Raw genomic sequence first — 15,923 nt, 5'->3', positions numbered from 1 at the left:
TGCTTTAAAAGCAATATGGGTGAGCAGTATTGGCGAGAGGTGTATGCTCTCTGGCCAATTAAATCTGCATAGTGACCCCAAAAGAACTAAACAAACGAATTAAGAAAGAGTAAAAATTCTATGTTATGCGCAGTTTATAAAACGCGAAAAAAAGACGGCATGTATTTGTACGTGCCAAAGAAAGACCATTTTGAAGACGTGCCAGAGCCACTTATGGCGAAGTTTGGTCGCCCAGAGTTAGTGACTATCATCGCCCTAGAAAAGCGAGAGAAACTTGGCATGGTTGACAAGCAAAAGCTTATTAATGAACTTAATGAAAAAGGCTTTTACCTTCAAATGCCGCCAAAAGAAGATAATTTGCTAGAGCAACACCGTGAATCTCTAGGGCTTTCAAAAACGCCCGATAAGAAGTTTTAAATATCCATGTTATTAAAGACTCTAAACCGCTTAGTTAGCCGAATTGCCTTTATAGCTAAGCGTAAAAAACGTAGCTTATTTCCTCAACCGCGCAATATTGCCCTAGTTTTATTGAGTATAACCTTAAGCTTTTCACTGGCAGCTCATGCCGAAAATCAACCAAGTAATGACAGTGGGCTTAGCGAGGCGGGCTTCAAAAGCTACGTTGCTCAACTAAAAAAAGAAGCGGCCGAAAAGGGCATAGATAAGACTAAGTTAGATTTGGCGTTTGCTGACATTACTTTCAGGCCCACGGTCGTCAAGTCTGACAAAAGCCAGCCAGAGAAAAAAATAACGTTAGATGACTATCTAGCAACGCGAGTACCCGACTGGAAAGTGAAGCAGGCGGTTGAGCAGTACAACGAACACAAAGTACTGCTTGACGAAATTGCTCAAAAATACGGGGTTCAGGCACGCTTTATTGTTGCGCTGTGGGGTAACGAGTCTAACTTTGGTAAAATTCAGGGTAACTTTAGTGTGCTGTCTGCACTGGCATCTTTGGCGTATGAAGGGCGACGAGAAAAGCTGTTTAAAGACAACTTTTTTGCGGCACTTCAGATCCTAGATGAAGGGCATATCTCTGTAGAGGCGCTTAAAAGCTCTTGGGCCGGTGCGATGGGACAAACACAGTTCATGCCTATATCCTTTCTAAATTACGCAGTGGACTACGACGGCGACGGCAAAAAGGATATTTGGGGAACCAAGGCAGACGTCTTTGCGTCAATCGCCAACTACCTATCATCTGAAGGTTGGGATAGTCAAGGGACGTGGGGACGCCAAGTAACACTAACCAAACCAGTACCTTTTTCAGGGTTAGCGAAATCTAACATGAAGCCGTTGGCCTTTTGGCAGCAGAATGGCGTCAAGCGCTACAACGGAAATGAACTCCCCAATGCAGAAATCAGTGCATCGCTTATTATGCCAGATGGTGAGCAAGGCCGAATTTACTTGGTGTATAACAATTTTCACACACTGATGAAGTGGAACCGCTCGTCTTACTTTGGCGTTTCGGTTGGGTATTTATCAGAGCGGATAAAACGAGGTTACTAATGGCTTATCGTCACATCGATTCTCAAGGCAATGAAATATCACTACCCGTTAGTAAAGTAGTGTGTATAGGTAGAAATTACCTCGACCACATTCAAGAAATGAATTCTACCGTATCTGAAGCACCATTGCTGTTTATGAAGCCAAAGGCTGCCTTATGTCATATGCAGAAGCCTATTGCCATTCCTACCGACAAAGGCGAGTGTCACAACGAGCTTGAAGTCGCCGTGCTGCTGAAGTCTTCATTGAAGCATGCCAGTGATGATGACGTAAAGGCCGCGATATGGGGTATTGGACTTGGTCTCGATTTAACCCTTCGCGAGGTTCAAGCCGAGCTTAAGAAGCAAGGCCAGCCTTGGGAAAGAGCGAAGTCTTTTGACAACAGTGCACCGCTGTCAGGCTTTGTGCCGTTAAGTGAAATAGAAAACTTGGAAGACCTGCGTTTTACCTTAACCATAAACGGGGTGGTTAGACAGCAGGGACATACCGAGCTGATGCTGCACAAAATCATCCCACTTATCGCTCATATGTCATCTATATTTACGTTAGACAGCGGCGACGTGATCCTAACGGGCACGCCCAAAGGGGTAGGTAAGCTTTGCTCGCAAGATACGATTGTTGCAACGCTAGACAATCATTTAACCGTGGAAACCGAGGTAATAGCAGAATGACAGCCGCGTTTTGGGAAACCAAATCTTTAGAAGAGATGACCCAAAAGGAATGGGAATCACTTTGTGATGGATGTGGTAAATGTTGTCTGCAAAAATTTATCGATGATGACGCGGTAGAAGAATACGAAGTCACCGATCACATTAACGATAATGAGAAGATTCACTATACCAATATTGTGTGTACGTATTTGAACACAAAAAAATGTGAATGTACCCAATATGAAAGGCGCACAGAGCTGGTGCCTGATTGCGTGAAGCTGACAAAAGAGAATCTGAAGGATATCTTTTTTATGCCTAATAGCTGCACCTATCGCCGCCTTTATGAGGGAAGGGGCATACCGTCGTGGCACCCATTGTTAAACAAGGGGAAGAAACACGTGATGCACGCAAAGGGAATGTCGGTACGCAATAAGACCGTTTTTGAAACCGACGTGGATTTAAATAATTTTGAAGACTATATAGCCATTTGGCCTTTAGAAGACTTAGATTAACGCGCAGAACGCGCGTTAATCGCCATTAACAATCGCATAAAGCAACGCATCGCGCCCAAATACACGTTTGCGACAAAGCCCTTCTTTTGTACCACCAATTCGCTCTGCCACACGTATGCTTGCCTTGTTGTTAGGCTCTATAAAGCATTCTAATCGATGCAAATTCATTTGAGAGAACGCAAGTTTCTTCAAGGCTTCACAAATCGCGGTAGCTAAACCTTTTCCGCATGCGTCTGGTCTGAGCCAGTAGCCAAGATTAGCGGTAAGGTGCGTATGATGAATATGATTGATAATGCCCATACCTAAGCATTTTTCCTCGTGCATTAGCAAGTAGGTAAGTCCATAGCCTGTATCTCGGGCCTTTTCCATGTTGGCAATGCACTGCTTGGACAGTGCTGGTGTAACAGGGCAAACCGCTGAACCAAACCAAGGTTTTACGTGATGGATAGACTGATGCCCAGCCTCACAAAGCGCATAGCAGTGTTTCTCCGCAATGCGCTGAATGGAAATGGGGCCTTGTTCCGTATGTATTGGAGGTAGGCGTGACGGTAGAATGGATAAGTCGATCAAAAGGGTTTCTTATCCAATAATCGACATGCAAACACAATAGCGAATACAGCAAAGTAGGCAGCAAAAATAATTTGCATCCACTCAGCCATTCCCATAGACAAAAACTGCCACGAATCTTCTAAACAGTCACCTTCAGCGGCAAATACAGCGGGTAGCCACTCGTGAAGTTGTAACCACGAAGGAAAGTTTGGCACTATTTCACAGCTGGAAAAAAATGGGTTCGCGGCATTGAGAATGCCTACGTGCTCTTTAGCAATTAAGAAGCCCCATCCTGCAGATACAGCCCAACCAGCGAAGCCAAGCATGCGTGTAAAGCCGTTGTTTTTAATAACGACAATAAGTGCTGACAACACAATACCGTACATGGCGGTTCGCTGATAAATGCACATAATGCAGGGTTTTAAACCCATGCCGTACTGAAAGTAAAGCGCAGCAATTTCTAATGCCAATGACGTGGCGAAAAGCACAAGCCATGAAGACTTGTGCTCTGCCCATTGGCTAATGCTGTGAATGATTCCGCGCATAGACTAGTGACCTACCGCTTGAGCACCCGCTTCAGCAGCGGTGTGGTGTTCAATGAGGTGCATGTCGTAAAGCACCTGAGTAGCATCAGCAAGTCCAATGTATGTTGCTAATAAACCAACGATAGTCAGCACGATGGTATATGGCAATGCCATCATAACCATACGGCCGTACGACAAACGAAGCAGTGGCGCGATGGCTGAGGTCAGCAAGAATAGGAAAGCAGCTTGACCGTTTGGTGTTGCCACACTTGGTAAGTTGGTTCCCGTATTGATTGCTACAGCAAGCATATCGTACTGGTCACGTGTGATTTGACCGGCTTGTAGAGCCGCTGTGACTTCAGTGATGTAAACAGAGCCCACAAACACGTTGTCACTCACCATCGAAAGCACACCGTTAGCAAGATAGAACATAACCATTTGCGTTTCGCCTTCAAACGACAGTACCCAATGGATTACCGGCTGGAAAAGGCCCTGGTCAATGATAACGGCTACTACGCCAAAGAATACGCAAAGTAGTGCGGTAAATGGCAGTGCTTCCTCGAACGCTTTACCAAGTGCGTGCTCTTCGATAACACCGCTCATAGAAGTAGCAAGTACAATAACTGACAAACCGATAAGACCCACTGACGCCATATGCGTAGCAAGACCAATGATTAACCAAACACCTATTAGTGCTTGTACTATCAGTTTAGCGGTTTCACGCTTACTGCGACCCTTGTCCATATGGTCGTTATAGTCGACCAAAATCTGTCTTACCGCTGCAGGTAATTTTGCGCCGTAAGAAAACATTCCGGTTTTTTCCAGAATTACGGTGGTAAGTAGTCCAAATACGAATACTGGGATAGTAACAGGTGCCATACGGATGAAAAATTCAACGAAGTCCCAGCCTGCCTTGTCTGCAATAATCAGGTTCTGTGGTTCGCCTACCATTGTCATAACACCACCAAGGGCAGTACCTACGGCTGAGTGCATCATAAGGTTGCGTAGGAAAGCTCTGAAGTCTTCTAAGTCGTGGCTTCCCAGCTCGTCGTCGCTAGTGTGGTCGTGATCAGAATGAAACTCCTTGCCCGACGCTACTTTGTGATAGATAGAGTAAAAGCCCAGACCTACACTGATTATTACTGCAACAACCGTTAATGCGTCGAGAAACGCCGATAGAAACGCAGATGCAAAAATAAACGAAAGAGAAAGCACCAACTTGTTGCGAACCTTTATCACCAACTTGGTAAATAAGTACATCAGCAGGTCTTTCATAAAGTAGATGCCCGCTACCATGAATACTAGAAGTAAGAGTACTTCTAAATTCACTTCAATCTCGTGCATCATGTGACCAGGAGACGTCATTCCAATGAACATCGCTTCAATAAGCAGTAGGCCGCCTGGTTGAAGTGGATAACACTTCAGCGCCATTGCCAAGGTAAATATAAATTGGATTACAAGCGTCCAGCCAGCAACATATGGGTCCACCATAAAGATGAAGGGGTTAACAATGAGAAAGGCAATGATGGTTTTTTTATACCAGTCGGGCGCATGTCCCAGGAAATTCTTATAGATCGCCGCGATCATTGAGGTTTGCATGAGTTCCTGTTCCTTTTACAACAAAGCACGCATTTTTGCGCATCTTTATACTGTGTAGTTCCGGTTATTGCATACATAAACTGCTGGCGTTGCGCGATATAATTCGCCTTACCGCGGTTTTGCTGCTGTCATTATAGTCGGAAATTAAGCGTACATGATATTAACGTCTTGAGAAAGCAATTCACAGACCCCACCATGTGAAAGTCACTGAATATTTATCACTTTTTTGACCATAGTTATCATTGAAATTGGAAATGCGTAATATTTCGCACACAAAATGAGCAACAGATATTTAATGGTGTTTGAAATAACACTTTAATTTTAACAAGTTGTTAAAAGCTTTAGTGGACGAGGCATAATTCATTGTGATAATAAAACAGCATCTGGTACAATCAGTTGCAAAATAACAATAACGTGCAGGCGATTAGTTATGATTTATAAGGCACAGAGTCCAGCTGGATTCGCCGAAGAATACATTGTTGAATCTATTTGGAGTGGACGATTTCCACCTGGCACCATTTTGCCTGCAGAAAGAGAGCTTTCTGAGTTAATTGGTGTAACGCGTACTACACTGCGTGAAGTACTTCAGCGTCTGGCTCGTGATGGTTGGTTAACAATTCAACACGGCAAGCCGACCAAGGTTAACAACTTCTGGGAAACGTGTGGTTTGAACATCTTGGAAACGCTTGCTCGTTTAGACCAAGAAGGGATCCCAGAACTGGTCGATAATTTATTAGCAGCACGCACTAATCTAAGTGCAGTTTTCATTCGAGGCGCAATTCGAAACAACCCTCAAGAGTCTGCAGAAATTATTGCCCGTTATAAAAATGTGGAGCAAGAAGGTCTAGCTTTCGCACAGTTCGATTATCAAATGTCACATGATTTGGCGTTAGCATCTAACAACAATGTATTTGTGTTGATGATGAACGGCTTCCGTGGTTTGTACTCGCGTATTGGTGGCTACTTCTTCTCGCACCAACAAGCGCGCGATGTAGCAAACAAGTATTACGCAGACTTGCTTGATGTTGCTGAGAAAGGCGAATACGACCGTGTGCCTGTAGTGGTAAGAAAATACGGTATAGAGAGTGGCAAAGTATGGCTTGCCATCCGTGATGACATGCCCAAGGATTTAGTTGACTAAATTAGGCAATGCCAGGTAGTACAAGTTTCGGTCTACCGGCTTTTTTGTAAATTAGTGAAAGCGCTGCACTATATTTTAAATATGCAGCGTTTTTTTATGCTTAATAACCGATGCTTGTCTTTCTATTCCATGCGACGAATTAAGCTTCCACATATCTTGTAACACTTTAACCTATTATTAGACTCATTCGCGTTCAAGTAACGCTAGACCACTAATCCTATTTATATATACTTCAAACTACTAATAAGCACCGCTTAGTTTTAAAGTCTCCCTAATAATTCAATCAATAAAATTCGATTGTTCTCAACTCCTTGGCTGTAAACAAAGCGCTAACAAAAAGTGCATAGCAGGAATAATAATGAAATATCTATGGATCGCACTTGCTGCAGGTGGGCTGGTATCTGGCTGTGGCGTCGACAATAAAACAGAAAATACTCAGCATGTAGCTGAACGTGCAGCACCAACCTTAACACTTAATACTCAAGTGAAAGCGCCAGTGGCAAAAAAAGTGCCTCATGAAATGACGGCGCACGGCGTGACGCGTAATGACAACTACTACTGGATGCGCGACGATTCAAGGACTGATAAAGAAATACTAGACCATTTGGAACGTGAAAATACCTACGTTGAAACAGTGCTAGCGCCGTTAAAGGAAACCCGAGAATCTCTTTATGAAGAGCTCGTGTCTAGGATAGAAAAAGATGACTCTACAGTACCAGTCTTAGACAATGGGTACTGGTATTACACAAGCTATTCAGGCGAAAACGAGTACCCCATTTATTTAAGAAAACCATCCCTTGACGCCGAGCCACAGGTGTTACTAGACGCGAATCGTATGTCTAAAGGGCACGATTATTTCAGCATCGGTACCTACGCCGTAAGCAGCGATAACAAATTGCTAGCCTATTCCGAAGATACCCTTAGCCGACGCATCTATACCATCTATGTGAAAAGCCTTGAAAATGATGAAAAGCTTGACGATGTTTTAGAAGGCACATCTGGAAGCGTTGTGTGGGCGAACGATAATACACATCTATTTTATGTGAAGAAAGATCTGCAAACGCTCTTGGGATATCAAGTGTATCGCCATGAATTAGGTACATCACAGGATGATGACGTACTCATTTATGAAGAGAGCGATCCTACTTTTTATACTCACATCAGCAAAAGTAAAAACAATAGCACTATCTACATTCATCACGACAACACTGAAAAGACCGGTGTGACATTGATTGATGCAAATAACCCTACGTCTCCAACAAAAGTGTTCTTACCCATAGAAGAGGGGCAGGAATACAGTGTAGCGAAAGCGAGTGATGGTTATTACGTGTTAACTAACATCGGTGCTAAAAACTTCAGAGTGATGAAAGCACCATTAGACGCCACGAGCGATGTTTCAAAATGGCAAGAAGTGGTTGCGCATCGTCCTAACGTGTTTCTTCAAAGCATTGAAGTTATGAAGAATCACTTAGTGGTAAAAGAAAAAGAAAACGGCATGTTACGCATGGTCGTTCACAATCTGACTTCGAATGAAGAAAAGGTTATTCCAACTCAAGATCCTATTTACGGCGCGTATTTCAATGAAAACCCGGAAATGGATACTAATAAGCTCAGAATTTACTACAGCTCTTTAACCACCCCTGGTTCTATCATAGATATCAACCTGGATACCCTTGAAAGTGAGGTGATGAAACAAACCCGTGTATCTGACACCTTCGACTCATCGGCCTATGCATCTGAGCGGGTAATGATTGAAGCGAGAGACGGTACATCGGTTCCTGTTTCACTTGTTTATCGCAAAGATAAGTTTAAGAAAGATGGTACTAACCCATTATATCAATACGCCTATGGTTCATACGGGTCAACAGTAGACCCAACGTTTAGAAGCAGCTGGTTATCTTTGATAGATAGAGGCTTTGTTGTAGCGATTGCTCACATTCGCGGTGGTCAAATGCTTGGTCGTGAGTGGTATGAAGACGGCAAGATGCATAACAAGATTAATACCTTCACTGATTTTATCGACGTAACTAAGGGCTTAGTAGATAAGCAGTACGCTGATAAAGATCGCGTTTTTGCTATGGGTGGCAGTGCGGGAGGCTTATTAATGGGCGCCATAGTGAACATGGCACCTGAACTATATCAAGGGGTAAGCGCGCATGTTCCGTTTGTAGATGTGGTGACTACAATGAGCGATGCATCTATTCCGTTAACGACCGGTGAATATACAGAGTGGGGCAACCCAGCCAACAAAGCTGAGTTTGACTACATGCTTTCGTACTCGCCTTATGACCAGATTGAAGCAAAAGACTATCCACACATGTTGGTTACGACTGGACTACATGATTCACAAGTGCAGTACTTTGAACCAATGAAGTGGGTGGCTAAGCTTAGAGAATATAAGACAGACGACAATTTACTGCTTTTCAAAACCGATATGGAAGCGGGGCACGGTGGAGCTTCAGGGCGTTTCAAACGCTTCGAATCTACCGCACTTGAATATGCGTTTGTATTACATCTTGCGGGTGTACCTCTTTAACTCTACACCCCTCCGTTTGTAACCAGTCTCCTCTGGTATTTCGCCCGAATAAGTTAGCGCTTATTCGGGCATTTTTATTTTTCTTCGTTTTTAGTATGCGGATTCTAATTGTTAAGCATAAAGTGAAGACATGGTGTTGAAATACACTCTCATTTAGCATTCATAGGAGCTGAACATGACTACTACTGACACAATTAAAGGTAAAATCAACGAAGCCGAAGAAATGGCGCGTAAAATTTGGTTAGCAGGCCTAGGCGCTTATGGTAAGAGCGTTGAGGAAGCGCAGGGGCGTTACGAGAAATTGAGCGAAGAAGCAAACAAAATGTTTGATGAACTCGTGACAAAAGGCGAAACGCTAGAAGAAGACGCAAAGAGCAAATTTAAGTCAACGACCAACGATGTTGAGAATCGCGTTGCAGACGTTCGCAAGAAGCTTGGCCTTGACTCAGAGCCAGCTGATCAGCGCATCGAAGAGCTTTCAGCAAAAATCGATGCCTTAACTGAAGCGGTTGCTAAGCTTGCTGCGAGCAAGTAAAGCGCTACGCCTTTCGGGCACCCCTTTTTGGTGCCCTCTATACAGTTTTTTAGGCCTTTCTTCGTGAGGGGCTAGTGAGAACTGTAATTGAGTGATAGCTAGGTCGCTTTTCAGAAGTCATATTGAGTTTTAAAAAAAGCTTCCTATGCTGTCATGCTTAGTAAATCTCCGTATTGGAGGCGTTATGAGCAACAAAAATATTCCTAATTCAGAATCTGTGTCTACCGTCGACAAAGATTCGTCGGTGCTTAATAGCACGGCATCTTCACCTCTTAAATCGTCGCCGCTTTTTGGTTGGTTATATGCTGGCTCAGACTTGTTATCGGCGAAGCTAGACCATGCCGCTGGCGTAGTAAGTCAGAAAATTGATGACACTCAAGAAACCATTAATGCAATGCAGGCTAAAGGGCTTGAAGTGGAAAGTGAGCTAAAACGCACGCTTAACCCGTTTGCTATTGTTGACGCTGCACAAAAATTGGTGGCTTCAACGCCGCTTTTTTCTGCATTTTCAGGTGGCCAGAAGCGCCAGCAAAAAGAGCAACAACTTGAGCTATTAAGTGCGAAAGTCGATTTACTTGTAGAGCAGGTTGCGCTTTTAGCAGCAAAAGAAGCGGCTAAAAAAGCAGAGGCGAAAAGCTCGCCAAGAAAAGTCGCTCCAGCGAAAAGCGCTTCATCTAAAAGCGCTGCTAGCGAGGGCGCAACGAAACCTAGCACAACGCGTGCAGCCACAAAGTCGGGCCCGGCCAATACTTCTACTTCACGCGCGCGTAAAACGAGCACGACGAAATCAAGTACAACGGCAGCTAAAGCATCCAGCACAGCTAAAAAGACCGCCACTGGGGCGTCAAGTAAGCGCACTGCAGCTAAATCTTCGCCTACGAAATCGAGTGCAAGTACAAAAGGTACTACGGCAACAAACGATACCGGTAGCGCAGCTAGTCCGTCTAAAGGTACAAAGGCAGAAGACTAAACAAATTTTAGTTTAGAAACACTGCACAATAAAAAAGCAAGCTTGATTGTGAGGCGGCTCACAGCGTTAGCTTGCTTTTTATTGCGTGATTCTCACTACTTGTTTTTTGTCCATAAGTTCTGGTGTTTTTTAAATCCAAAAAAGTCGTGTGGTTCCCAAAAGCTTGGTACTAAATCGTCCAGTGAATCTGGCGTAAAGTTACTCGAAAGCTGGCTCATAATTTCGGTAAGTCGGTCTTTTCCTACGCGCATAAGCTTCTTTCGATTCGCAGGGAAGTATAAATTTCTTCCTTTAGGAATAACTTCTTGACCACCACCAGTGATGTACTTGTTGTTTCTAGTTACCACTTTGCATAGCGGCTCTGCCGGGTTAACAGGGTTAAGCCCAATAACTATTGCACATTCATACTGGTCTTTTTCCTGACCGTTTTCATTAACAGGTATAAACGTAATACCGAACCCTTGCGGGAAGTATCCCACAAGCTCAACAAAGTCCTGAGCTAACTGTTTATTTAACCCGCCTTTTTTAGACAGCTGTTCAATAAGCATATAGCCTTTAGGCAGCGACATTCGCGAGTAATCAGATTTAGTTGAAAGTACAATCGACACATAAATTTGAGGGATTTTTACAATCTCACCCAGGCCTGTCTTTGATACAAACGCATCTTTTACCAGTTGTTGTAAAAATTCGTTCGCGTCTTTATGAGTTTGAATAAAACGGTCTCTTTCTTCCTTGTCATTCCCTACGTAATTGGGCAATCCTAGCCCCTCGGTCAAGTACTTTAAGGTAAAGTGGTAGTTCAGTTTCAGCAAGTCTTTTCGCTGAGACTCGTCTAACAAACGGAATTCGTCTAAATCGCCATTTTCGCCTTTTAAAATGGTGAGTGCGGCGGGGCTTTGTAACCCAATGTCTTGAAGTAGAGCTGCGGTAATAAGCGGGCGTCCAAGTTCAATCTTCCACTTGTCGCGCCAGTAACGGTTTCCACGAAAGCGGGAGGCTGCTTCGCGATATTTCGACAGATACTTGTGAGCAATCGTATCGTGCTCTAACAGCCTATCAACTAAGCGTAAAGTGAGTACGGCTTTATAAAGAGGTTTGAGGCGCATATGGACACGCGCAAAGTTACCCTCAGGGCCCCGTGTAAGCAGCATAAGAGTGCCAAGTAGCTTTGCACTTAACTGCTGTGTTTCTTGCCAATTGTCGCCTTCACAAAGCTCAATGATTTTGGTACTTACAGCGTCAAGCCTATCAAGTCTTGCTAAACGCTCTTCCTCGAGCTTTTCGGAGCTATTTTTTATCTGTTTGGCGAGTTGCTCTGCAAGCACTTCCTTGTCTTTGCTGCCTTCAATTTTCTTGAGTTGAGCTTTTAAATCTTCAATGTGCTGCTCAAGGGAGGGCGTAAGTGAAAAATAGTGACTCGCATCCTCAAATACCGAGCCGTAGCCCGTTTCTTGAGGATAAATCATATTGATAAGTTGTTTTACTTGCTGCGTGTAAATGCTGTCGGGGTTTTGGCTTTGTGCGCTCACCGTTTTCCTTTCAAATGATGCTGTGAATTGCCCTTACTTTTTATAAGCAATTCAAGACAGAACAAGCGCCGCACACGTTATCTAACAACATGTCCTAGCTCTACTGCCTCACGTTTTTTCAATTGACCTAAATGATACCGTAAATTTTCGCTAATTTTGGTATTTCTTTTAATAACATGAAGTTGCGGCCATGATGCCTGTTCGCCACTAACAATCAACTGATTTATGCTTTCACGGGTCGGATTAGATAAAACCTGCGATAAATTTCTTATTTGACGCTTGGGTAAAATATTGATGTTGCCTACATACTGCTGATCAATGATAGAGCGTACTTTGTGAATAGCCAGTTTAGCACTCTTATTTCCGGTCAATCGTTCAATAATATCTATGGCAAAAATACTGTTGGTTTTTGCCAGTTGACCAAGATGACGCGCTGACATATCCCAAAGAGAATTAGGGTCAATACCGTTAGACGAAATAAACGGAACGGCCAGAGGGTTAGTCTGACTTACGATACTGTGGTTTACACCATATAGCCTTGCTAAACGCTCGAATGGAAGGTCTGCCATAAGTGAACCATCAGCAAATCGACGATTAGGGATGTAGGGTACAATATCACCTGATGGGGTTTTCGCTCTGAGCTGCACAGGGCTAAAAATAATAGGAACTGCACAAGATGCACGTACCGCTTGAGTAATAATCGCATTCGGTGACGTCTTAGCATTTAACAACCGTGAATGCTGATGTAGGTCAGCAGGAGAAACCGTGACGGTAATGTGCCGTCCCGTTTTCTTGAACGCTTCTTCGAAGGTAGTGAGGTCGAACAGTTCTATAAGTGCATTCTCAAGCACTGAACTATCAAATAGCCCTTTTTTTCCAAGCCCAGCGAAGCTTCGCCAGTGTTTGAAAGTCTCGTAAATAAACTCTGCGCTTAGTGCTTCCAAAAGCTGGTCGTGATTGCGTGTACCTAACATGGCCGCAATGATTGAACCTGCACTAGAGCCAGACACTACGGTGGGTAGCAAATTCTTTTCATTAAGTGATTTCACTACACCAGCATGGAAAAAGCCCAAACCTGCGCCACCCGATAACATGAGGCAACTGCGGCCAAACGCATGCGCGGTTTCTTCGAAAAAAGACAGCTTTTCGTAAAAATCGACGTGTTGTTCATCGGCGTGATAAATTTGCTCTAACGCTAAGATGACTTCATCGATAAATTGTTCAATCAGGTATTTTGTGCCAATTTTACACTGGGTTAGCAATACGGGATTTGCAATATTGCCAAGGTTGCCGTGCAGTCCCTCATGAAGAATTGACATAAGAGCATGTAAATCGCCTTTGCCTCTGGCTAGTTGTAAGCGCTGAACGCGCTTGCGGATAAGTTTATAGTCGTAATCATCGCTAGCATCTTCGGCCTTCCACTCGTCAGCACCTGATAACGCATCGTGTGCCAAGCACGCAGCTTCATATTCATCATAATTGCTCGCATGTTCTATTTCATGTTCAAGCTTTTTTAACCGCAAGTCGAATACTGCCATGACGAGTACCTATCTTTGATTGACGAGAGCTATTGGTTTTACTCTTAACAAGTGACCAGGCCGAAAAACTATCTCTAAAACGATAATTTACATGCAAAGCGCCGCTCTTAAGTCACCTACATCACCAAAAGCGCATAGGTAAAACACGGCGCCAGAGCGCTACAACTTCGCTATTTTGAGTGTATGGCGTAAATTTAGAATTCACTACCTAATCGTTTGCTAATATTAAATTCGATGTACCAACGGTACATAGGGCTAGGCTTTATATTCTACTTTTTAGACTTTCATTTGGTTGTTTTCAATCAACAATTAGCACTAAATTCACTTTTTACATTGACCATTTCATAAGCACTCAGTAGCCTGAAGGAGAAAATAATAAATTGGACCCCTTGTTCGTAGTATGGAATGGAACTTTGAAACGCTAAGTCTGCTATCAATTCCTCTAATTAGCGCTATTGTTGGGTGGCTAACCAACTATTTGGCGGTAAAGATGATGTTTTACCCCATTGAGTTCGTTGGCATTAAACCATTCTTAGGATGGCAGGGACTTATTCCAGCGAAGCGTCGACAAATGGCAGAAATTGAGGTTGAGCTCGTATTGGGCAAATTGCTTAGTGTTGAGGAGTTAGCGCAGCGATTAGATGCTGACGAGTTAACCAAGGCAATCGAGCGTCGGCTAAGTCAGGTTGTTCGTAAAGTCGTTAATGACGTTATGGCAGAATCTGCCCCTCAGCTTTGGGCGGCTCTGCCTGTTCAGGGAAAAAATTTAGTCTATCAACGTATCGAAAACGATATCCCGAATGTGGTTCACAAAATGGTGGACGACTTTCAGCACAACGTATCTGAAATTTTAGATATTAAAGAGCTGGTTGTAGAACAACTCGTTAATGCGCCTGAGCTTGTTAACGAAATCTTCTTAACTGCAGGCAGCAAAGAGTTTCCGTTTATTGTGCGTTCAGGGTTCTATTTTGGCTTCTTGTTCGGTTTACCTACTATGCTGCTTTGGTATTTCTATCAGGCGTGGTGGATTTTACCGTTAGGAGGCTTGCTCGTCGGCTACGCCACCAACTGGATTGCTATTAAAATCATATTCGAACCCAAACGTCCAAGGAAGCTAGGGCCGATTACCATTCAGGGAATGTTTTTAAAGCGTCAGAAAGAAGTTTCTGAAGTGTATTCAACCATCATAGAGAAGAAGTTGATCACGCCCAAAAATATCACTCACGTTATTTTGCACGGTTCGGGCTCTGCGCAGCTCTTGGAGCTCATTGAGCTTCACGTTAATGACGCGATTGAACGCTATGTTGCCATCGCTCAGCCGTACTTCGCACTAGGCGTTGGTTCAGAGAATTATCATAAAATGAAAGCGTTAGCAGTGCGTCAGATCTTTGATAATTCAGATAAATATCTGCTTTATGCCTTCGATTACGCCAATAACGCATTGCAAGTAGGGCACGATTTGAGTGAGCGCATGCAGGCGTTAACTGTTGAAGAATTTGAAGGTGTTTTGCGGCCTGCTTATCAGCAGGATGAGTGGAAACTCATCGTAACGGGGGCTATTTTAGGTATGTTAGCAGGGTTTGCCCAACTCTATTTGGTGTTTATGTAATTTTTTGATAGGCCAAGAATATCGCACAGGGTTGGCAAAGGATTGGTTTAAATTATGAAAACTGCGCAGAAAATATTACTCACCGCCTTAACGCTATTTAACGAACATGGTGAGAACACCGTAACCAGTGTTGATATTGCCGTCGAGTTAGATATCAGCCCAGGTAATCTTTATTACCACTTTAAGGGTAAAGACAGTTTAGTAAGCGCATTAATGAAAATGCATGAACAACAAATGCAGAAGATGCTAAATCGAGAAAAACTCGACACGCTGCATCCAGAAGAAATCATGTATTACCTATTTCTGCTTATTGATAGTATTCATGTGTTCCGCTTTTTCTATCGAAGTCCTGCTGATTTGGCGGAAAAGTATCCCAGTATCGTCCGGCCCAGACAGCACATATTATCCAGTCTAAACAAGCAACTCGCCTTTCTCTTCGACTCATTATCAAGGCGTAACGTTCTCGTTGCCTCAAAAGCAGATAGGGCACTGCTGGTCGACTTAATGTCGTTAATAATTACTCAATCATGCCAGTTTGACGAATTAAACAGTCATATGGACAGCGAAATGCAGCGTTATCATGCCCTGTCATTGATGATGGTTAGTGTTCTTCCCAGATTGGCACTGTCTGATGAACAAAAGCACCAACTAGAACAAATGCTACATTCTCACGACTTTATGAGAGATGCAGCAACCCCGTCCCCCTTAGACTTCGCATAAAGGAATAG

General features: G+C 43.5%; 15 protein-coding genes. 10 read left to right on the top strand and 5 right to left on the bottom strand.

Annotated elements, in window-relative coordinates; all coding sequences use genetic code 11:
- The first annotated feature begins 120 nt into the window (after positions 1–120).
- From BGK61_RS14985 to BGK61_RS14970, 4 genes are read left to right on the top strand one after another with little or no spacing between them, the layout of a single operon-like run.
- The gene (locus BGK61_RS14985; RefSeq protein WP_014998842.1) at positions 121–417 is read left to right on the top strand and encodes a YcgL domain-containing protein; all 297 of its coding nucleotides are present in this window, start codon (positions 121–123) and stop codon (positions 415–417) included.
- A 6-nt stretch (positions 418–423) separates the two neighbouring features.
- On the top strand, positions 424–1,506 hold the full coding sequence (locus tag BGK61_RS14980) for a lytic murein transglycosylase (RefSeq protein ID WP_076011704.1): 1,083 nt from the start codon (positions 424–426) through the stop codon (positions 1,504–1,506).
- Positions 1,506–2,174 carry a fumarylacetoacetate hydrolase family protein gene (locus BGK61_RS14975; RefSeq protein ID WP_076011703.1) on the top strand — a complete coding sequence of 223 codons (669 nt, stop codon included), beginning with the start codon at positions 1,506–1,508 and terminating at the stop codon, positions 2,172–2,174. The genes BGK61_RS14980 and BGK61_RS14975 overlap by 1 nt, the downstream gene beginning before the upstream one ends.
- A complete protein-coding gene (locus BGK61_RS14970; RefSeq protein ID WP_014950000.1) occupies positions 2,171–2,665 on the top strand; it encodes a YcgN family cysteine cluster protein in 495 nt (164 codons plus the stop codon). The genes BGK61_RS14975 and BGK61_RS14970 overlap by 4 nt, the downstream gene beginning before the upstream one ends.
- Before the next feature lie 15 nt (positions 2,666–2,680).
- On the opposite strand, the gene BGK61_RS14965 is transcribed toward BGK61_RS14970, so the two are convergent.
- The 3 genes from BGK61_RS14965 to nhaB are packed head-to-tail and all read right to left on the bottom strand — an operon-like array spanning position 2,681 to position 5,337.
- Positions 2,681–3,235 (bottom strand): GNAT family N-acetyltransferase, encoded by a 555-nt coding sequence (locus BGK61_RS14965; RefSeq protein WP_076011702.1) that lies wholly within the window; start codon positions 3,233–3,235, stop codon positions 2,681–2,683.
- On the bottom strand, positions 3,232–3,759 hold the full coding sequence (dsbB, locus tag BGK61_RS14960) for a disulfide bond formation protein DsbB (RefSeq protein WP_076011701.1): 528 nt from the start codon (positions 3,757–3,759) through the stop codon (positions 3,232–3,234). Before dsbB ends, BGK61_RS14965 begins: the two co-directional genes overlap by 4 nt.
- 3 nt (positions 3,760–3,762) lie before the next feature.
- Complete coding sequence (nhaB, locus tag BGK61_RS14955) at positions 3,763–5,337, bottom strand: sodium/proton antiporter NhaB (protein WP_076011700.1); 1,575 nt, start codon at positions 5,335–5,337, stop codon at positions 3,763–3,765.
- Between the two features lie 430 nt (positions 5,338–5,767).
- Here nhaB and fadR point away from each other — a divergent pair, with 430 nt between their 5' ends.
- The 4 genes from fadR to BGK61_RS14935 all read left to right on the top strand — a co-directional run bounded on the left by fadR (position 5,768) and on the right by BGK61_RS14935 (position 10,519).
- Positions 5,768–6,478 (top strand): fatty acid metabolism transcriptional regulator FadR, encoded by a 711-nt coding sequence (fadR, locus tag BGK61_RS14950; RefSeq protein WP_014949996.1) that lies wholly within the window; start codon positions 5,768–5,770, stop codon positions 6,476–6,478.
- Between the two features lie 358 nt (positions 6,479–6,836).
- Positions 6,837–9,014, top strand: coding sequence for a S9 family peptidase (locus BGK61_RS14945; RefSeq protein WP_076011699.1), 2,178 nt, complete (start codon positions 6,837–6,839; stop codon positions 9,012–9,014).
- 175 nt (positions 9,015–9,189) lie between these two features.
- Positions 9,190–9,549: a phasin-related domain-containing protein gene (locus tag BGK61_RS14940; RefSeq protein ID WP_014949994.1), complete on the top strand. Its 360-nt coding sequence runs from the start codon at positions 9,190–9,192 to the stop codon at positions 9,547–9,549.
- A 184-nt stretch (positions 9,550–9,733) separates the two neighbouring features.
- A complete protein-coding gene (locus tag BGK61_RS14935) occupies positions 9,734–10,519 on the top strand; it encodes a hypothetical protein (RefSeq protein WP_076026105.1) in 786 nt (261 codons plus the stop codon).
- A 95-nt stretch (positions 10,520–10,614) separates the two neighbouring features.
- On the opposite strand, the gene BGK61_RS14930 is transcribed toward BGK61_RS14935, so the two are convergent.
- A complete protein-coding gene (locus BGK61_RS14930; protein WP_014998834.1) occupies positions 10,615–12,048 on the bottom strand; it encodes a hypothetical protein in 1,434 nt (477 codons plus the stop codon).
- A 77-nt stretch (positions 12,049–12,125) separates the two neighbouring features.
- Positions 12,126–13,586 (bottom strand): DUF3336 domain-containing protein, encoded by a 1,461-nt coding sequence (locus BGK61_RS14925; RefSeq protein WP_076012399.1) that lies wholly within the window; start codon positions 13,584–13,586, stop codon positions 12,126–12,128.
- A gap of 400 nt (positions 13,587–13,986) precedes the next feature.
- On the opposite strand from BGK61_RS14925, the gene BGK61_RS14920 reads away from it, so the two are divergent.
- On the top strand, positions 13,987–15,195 hold the full coding sequence (locus BGK61_RS14920; protein ID WP_014998832.1) for a DUF445 domain-containing protein: 1,209 nt from the start codon (positions 13,987–13,989) through the stop codon (positions 15,193–15,195).
- A 54-nt stretch (positions 15,196–15,249) separates the two neighbouring features.
- Entirely contained in the window at positions 15,250–15,915 is a 666-nt protein-coding gene (locus tag BGK61_RS14915) for a TetR/AcrR family transcriptional regulator (RefSeq protein ID WP_014998831.1), read from the top strand.
- Positions 15,916–15,923: the final 8 nt, after the last annotated feature.

This window comes from Alteromonas abrolhosensis, from assembly GCF_001953635.1.
Taxonomy (GTDB): domain Bacteria; phylum Pseudomonadota; class Gammaproteobacteria; order Enterobacterales; family Alteromonadaceae; genus Alteromonas; species Alteromonas abrolhosensis.
The sequence above is the reverse complement of the archived record's forward strand: the minus strand, read 5'-3'. Positions and strand labels throughout refer to the sequence as shown.

Excerpts from the sequence above, each read along its gene's own strand:
- BGK61_RS14920 (WP_014998832.1), top strand. The coding sequence starts at position 13,987 with ATGGAATGGAACTTTGAAACGCTAAGTCTGCTATCAATTCCTCTAATT.
- nhaB (WP_076011700.1), bottom strand. The coding sequence starts at position 5,337 with ATGCAAACCTCAATGATCGCGGCGATCTATAAGAATTTCCTGGGACAT.
- BGK61_RS14945 (WP_076011699.1), top strand. The coding sequence starts at position 6,837 with ATGAAATATCTATGGATCGCACTTGCTGCAGGTGGGCTGGTATCTGGC.
- BGK61_RS14985 (WP_014998842.1), top strand. The coding sequence starts at position 121 with ATGTTATGCGCAGTTTATAAAACGCGAAAAAAAGACGGCATGTATTTG.
- BGK61_RS14925 (WP_076012399.1), bottom strand. The coding sequence starts at position 13,586 with ATGGCAGTATTCGACTTGCGGTTAAAAAAGCTTGAACATGAAATAGAA.
- BGK61_RS14970 (WP_014950000.1), top strand. The coding sequence starts at position 2,171 with ATGACAGCCGCGTTTTGGGAAACCAAATCTTTAGAAGAGATGACCCAA.
- BGK61_RS14940 (WP_014949994.1), top strand. The coding sequence starts at position 9,190 with ATGACTACTACTGACACAATTAAAGGTAAAATCAACGAAGCCGAAGAA.
- BGK61_RS14980 (WP_076011704.1), top strand. The coding sequence starts at position 424 with ATGTTATTAAAGACTCTAAACCGCTTAGTTAGCCGAATTGCCTTTATA.
- fadR (WP_014949996.1), top strand. The coding sequence starts at position 5,768 with ATGATTTATAAGGCACAGAGTCCAGCTGGATTCGCCGAAGAATACATT.
- BGK61_RS14935 (WP_076026105.1), top strand. The coding sequence starts at position 9,734 with ATGAGCAACAAAAATATTCCTAATTCAGAATCTGTGTCTACCGTCGAC.
- BGK61_RS14975 (WP_076011703.1), top strand. The coding sequence starts at position 1,506 with ATGGCTTATCGTCACATCGATTCTCAAGGCAATGAAATATCACTACCC.
- BGK61_RS14915 (WP_014998831.1), top strand. The coding sequence starts at position 15,250 with ATGAAAACTGCGCAGAAAATATTACTCACCGCCTTAACGCTATTTAAC.
- dsbB (WP_076011701.1), bottom strand. The coding sequence starts at position 3,759 with ATGCGCGGAATCATTCACAGCATTAGCCAATGGGCAGAGCACAAGTCT.